Below are 4,477 nucleotides of genomic sequence, written 5' to 3'. Positions count from 1 at the left end.
ATTGTCCGTTCCATCAGTAGGCTGACTTTCCTGGCGAGCGATACCTCAGCTCGTTGATATTGATCTTCCGTCGTGGAAGTTTGAGCACCATCTGCTGGGCGATGGCGTAGCTGATCACCCGATCATCAAAGCAGCCTTCCTGCGCGTTGGTGCTGCCGTTGTCTTCAATGACGTAGGTCTGGCACTCGGCAATGGTGTCCTTGTTGCAGATACCCGACTCGCCATCCCGCAGCAGTGCCGCCAGGTGATCAATCATTAATGGTTTGGATTTGGTCGTGGTCAGCCAGCCGATCCGTTTGGTACGTTTCTGGGTGCGCTGGTCCACGGTGGTTTCCATATAGAGATTGGGGTATTTCAGGTCTTTCAGCTTGGTGATGGTGGTCAGACCGTGGTTGTTTCTTTCCACACCAATCAGGGCATTGTTGTAGTAACGCCCCAGGTGGTTCAACATCTTGCCCAGATCGTCCGGAGCCACATGCCCATGCCAGTGCGCCACCTGGTAACCCTCACGGTCACACACGTCGATAGTGGAGTAATCACCGTGCTTGTGCTGGTCATTGGCCGGTGCCAGCCCTTCCGCCACATCCGATCCCACCACATATTGGGTAGCGGGTTTGGGGTGCTCCCAGATCTGCAGCAGACCCGGCTTGTGCCGGTTGATACCGTTGGGGCTCAGTTCAATGGATTGGGTTGGGGAGTAACACTCAACTTTGGCCGCTTCGGTATGCTTGGGATCGAACACCGGGCGACCGGAAAACAGAAACGCCTCCTGGATATTGCAGGGGTATTCCTGTTTGAATTTGTCTTCGGATTTCAGCTCATAGATTTTCTGGCGACGCCACTGGAGCTGTTGATCATCCAGGTCATACTGCTGCTTCAGGTACTGTTCGTCGGCGTCTGCCCGGAAGTCCTCAGGGATCTCAGAGCGGTATTCGTCCTGCCAATACCACGGTATAAACACCAGCTCAAAATCACCACGGCCAGCATCAGCGTCCATAACGTAATCATAAAACACGCCTCCAACGCCGTTAGCAGTGCTTTCCAATATGACTTCAGTGTCTTTTTCATTAGGTACCGCCTGTAAAACACCCGCCAGGTGTTCATCTGCATTGGGCCAGAAGGCCACTTCCGATCCATGAAACAGCTGCGCCGTGGATGATCGCCCTGCCCCCTTGTTGCCAGCCGTTCCAACCCGATAGCCAGAGTCATGGAAAAACTCCAACAGCTTGGAGCTTTTGTTTTTTAGCGCTCTCTGGGTAAAGATCGGCTGATGCTCGTGGTATCTTTGTACCATATCAAACAAGTTGGCGGTGGCATCCGCTTCATGGGTCAGGATATAAGCCCGCAACCCCATGCGATTGCTCACCAGCCAGTAAAAGCGGCCTTCAGTATAGGTGGAGCAGCCCTGTTGTCTGCCTTTGAGCACCACAATTCTTACCTTACCGGTGCGCTTTCTCTGGTCTTCGATGCGACTGTCCAGGTAGAGCTGAGCCTTGTTCAACTGAAAAAGGATTACTTTGGCGCTTTTGGTGCGGATCTTCAGGCACTTGCTGGCGTAGAACGTAAACTCGGTGAGCAGCCGTTCCCGGGCTGGCTTTTTACCGAGAGCTACCCGTCCTTTTCTTCCAGCCATTCGTCCAGCGTCGGTATCTTTTCCGCTACCACGGTCTGTTCGTGCCGATCCCGCCAGTGGTAACGGTTTTTCATGTACATGATCAACATGGCGGGGGATACATCCTTGTTCATACCTAACGCGCCCTGCATATACTTCTCTTCCCAGAACACCTCCGCCAGCACATCGGCCTGGGCTACGGCTTCAGCAAACGCTTCATGCTTATCGATGTACGACAGAAACGTGTTGTAGCTGATGCCCATCTCCGTAGCGGTGGCCTTACGGCTTAATCCTGTGCTCATCAGCTCCTTCACCTGGTCGCACATCTCTGGCGTGTATTTGCTGTGGTTGGCCATGGTCAGAAAAACTGTTTGATGGCAAAGGCGATAATGCCTGCCGTGGTGGTAGCCGCGATCCACTGAATCACACTGCTGATGGTGGAGTTTTTCAGTACGGCTTTCTCAATGGAATCCAGCCGCTCTTCACTGCGCTTTTCCCGAAGAGCAAGGTTCACCATGCGCTCATCGTGTTTGGCCAGGGTCTGCAGGATCTGGGTAATGCCATCCAGCTTCTGCTCGATCCGATTGAACCGTTCTTCGTCTGCCATGACTATCTCCTGGCCACGCCCTTCAGCTTTTCCAACGTCCGGGCACTGCCCAAGCCCAGCAGGCAGAGCAACAGAGTAATCACCGTACTGGTGTCGGCTGTGGGTAACTGCTGAACCACTTCGGCTTTATCCACAAGCATCAGCCCGATGATCACTACATCACGAACAATCCACGTCCACGCCAAAATGAAAACACACAACCAGCCAAGGGCAGGCCGCCAGCCGGAAACAAACACGCTGGGGTGCTTGGCTTCCTCGATGTTGGCCAGTGCCTGCAATATGTGAGGCTGTTGTAATTGTTGATTGAGCAAGAGCTCTGCCTTTGCCCGTTCTTCATCGGAGGTAAACAGGCTGTCGAGTCCCCCCATCAACGCCTTGGCGATCCCTGCCATGGGGTTGAGATTAATCATCCATCAGCTCGAAATGTGGGTAATCAATGAATTGGTGATCGGTCATTTCGCCGTCCCTGTCCCAGTCACCGCCCCAGCGCAGTTTGATGCCCATTCCCTGAGCAACACCGAGGACAAAACCGGCAAAGTGGGCAGCTCGTTGATCGTCGAACCAGTTGATGGGATAAGGCATCACATCCACTGCCTTACTGGGTAGCTCGTTGTGGTTACTGTCCGGCCACAGTAATTCTGACTTGCCACTCTCAAACGCCAGCGTCTGGGCAGCCTCATTCCGGTGACCACAGATAATCGTGCAGTCATAATGCTCAATCACCTTATTGAACACGCGCTGAAGCCGCTCATCACAAGTCGACAACTGTCGCTTTGACGAAGCGGAAAAGTGAAACATGAAGCCCCTTTTTTATAGTGGTTCAGTTTGGAGGTGCCAAACATAGAAAACCCGGCAATGAGAGCCGGGTTTCTTTGAAGGATTTACGCATTTGGAGAATCAAGTTTTGGGAACTTTCCCAACCTAGAGTTTTACCGTACGTTTACTGACATTTTGAGTCAAGGTCAGTGGTCAGATGCTATTCGTATCGGATACTGCCCGCCTGTTCCAGCAAGGCTTGGGCCTCATCTTCTGCCCGCGTAATCCATTCACTGCACACCCGATTGCATGATTGCTTCCAGCGATACACCGTCCGCTCACTTTTTCCGGTGATATCAAACCGCCCCTTTCGGGATCTCAACTGAGGATGCTGCAGTTCCACCATCAGCCAGAGCCTCAGCAACACCGGATTGCTGCGAATCGGTTTTGGCAGACGTTCATCACTGCGGAACCGGGACTGCATTCGCTGCCAGGCCATGAGCCGTTTCGGGTAATCATCACTGTAACGGATGATCAGGACATCGTGTAACTCCGGGGTCATTCCCTGATGCAACCGACTCTGCCAGAGACCATCATGCCCCAGTCGTTCATCCCGGCTACTGGCCTCACTGCCTGAGACCGTTTTCCGATAGCCAGAATTGATATCCCGATGCCAGCTGACGGAACTCATCATCAACTCCGGCGTCCCGAAGATGCGCAGCAGTGCCTGCTCCAGTGCCCGATACATATCCGTCCTCCTGTTGACTCACTTACCGGGGATAGGCTCACTTCCTGACGATTCATTGTGATCGTTCACCCTCATCCCCGCTAATCGTTCTGAAAGTTGAAACGGCAATTTTTGGCTGACATCTGCTTCACAAACTCCTCGGTACTGCGACTGCTACTGCGCCACTCACCGTCCCAGTAATACCAATTCCTTTTTCAAATTATGAGATGAATCACCTCTATCCTTTGTGAAATGGGAGCCCGGCACAGAGTTAGAAAATGGAATTGGTATAATAGAGCCGGTTGTGCTTATCCAGCTTGTAATAGGTGCCCATCCAAAAGCCACTGGCCCCCTTGGGTGGATGCATGTTCATTCTCTCCAATCCGCTAACCGACAAAACTCTGCCGGTATAATTCCACATCACTTCGGGTCTGTCGCACCAGTTCTTCCTCCTGCCCATATCGCTGGACAAAGCGGCTGGCGTTCACATGAATGGCATCGTCGTAAAACCGGTGATGCCCAGGGCACAACGGCATGGTGTCAAAGTGGCTGGCCCTGCGTCCCATGCCCGTCCCCTGTCGTTGATGATGCACTTCCGCCGGGACACCCGACAGACCATTAATCCGGCAGGCAATGCAGCCCAGTTGTGCCACCACCTGCAGATAGTCACGCTCGCTGCGGGTCACAGGCCGTCTGCCATGCCTTGAGTTTACGGGCCAGGTAGCGCCGGTTGATTTTCAGCACAAACGCGGCTTCGGTCAGCGTCATCTCACGA

General features: G+C 53.3%; 7 protein-coding genes. All 7 read right to left on the bottom strand.

What is annotated here, in order from left to right:
* Positions 1-13: 13 nt before the first annotated feature.
* The 7 genes from AK963_RS25790 to AK963_RS25760 all read right to left on the bottom strand — a co-directional run bounded on the left by AK963_RS25790 (position 14) and on the right by AK963_RS25760 (position 4,388).
* Positions 14-1,633, bottom strand: coding sequence for a terminase large subunit (locus AK963_RS25790; RefSeq protein WP_066018236.1), 1,620 nt, complete (start codon positions 1,631-1,633; stop codon positions 14-16).
* Positions 1,609-1,914, bottom strand: coding sequence for a hypothetical protein (locus AK963_RS25785; protein ID WP_139117666.1), 306 nt, complete (start codon positions 1,912-1,914; stop codon positions 1,609-1,611). Before AK963_RS25785 ends, AK963_RS25790 begins: the two co-directional genes overlap by 25 nt.
* 56 nt (positions 1,915-1,970) lie before the next feature.
* Entirely contained in the window at positions 1,971-2,219 is a 249-nt protein-coding gene (locus AK963_RS25780; protein WP_066017877.1) for a hypothetical protein, read from the bottom strand.
* A 2-nt stretch (positions 2,220-2,221) separates the two neighbouring features.
* A complete protein-coding gene (locus AK963_RS25775; protein ID WP_066018234.1) occupies positions 2,222-2,629 on the bottom strand; it encodes a 3TM-type holin in 408 nt (135 codons plus the stop codon).
* Complete coding sequence (locus AK963_RS25770) at positions 2,622-3,017, bottom strand: M15 family metallopeptidase domain-containing protein (protein ID WP_066018233.1); 396 nt, start codon at positions 3,015-3,017, stop codon at positions 2,622-2,624. Before AK963_RS25770 ends, AK963_RS25775 begins: the two co-directional genes overlap by 8 nt.
* A 178-nt stretch (positions 3,018-3,195) precedes the next feature.
* The gene (locus AK963_RS25765; RefSeq protein ID WP_066018232.1) at positions 3,196-3,723 is read right to left on the bottom strand and encodes a hypothetical protein; all 528 of its coding nucleotides are present in this window, start codon (positions 3,721-3,723) and stop codon (positions 3,196-3,198) included.
* Between the two features lie 365 nt (positions 3,724-4,088).
* Positions 4,089-4,388: a Ref family recombination enhancement nuclease gene (locus AK963_RS25760; protein WP_066018231.1), complete on the bottom strand. Its 300-nt coding sequence runs from the start codon at positions 4,386-4,388 to the stop codon at positions 4,089-4,091.
* Positions 4,389-4,477 lie beyond the last annotated feature (89 nt).

The organism is Endozoicomonas atrinae (genome assembly GCF_001647025.1).
Lineage (GTDB): Bacteria > Pseudomonadota > Gammaproteobacteria > Pseudomonadales > Endozoicomonadaceae > Endozoicomonas > Endozoicomonas atrinae.
Note: the sequence above shows the minus strand (reverse complement) of the source record. Positions and strands in the feature narration are given on the sequence as shown.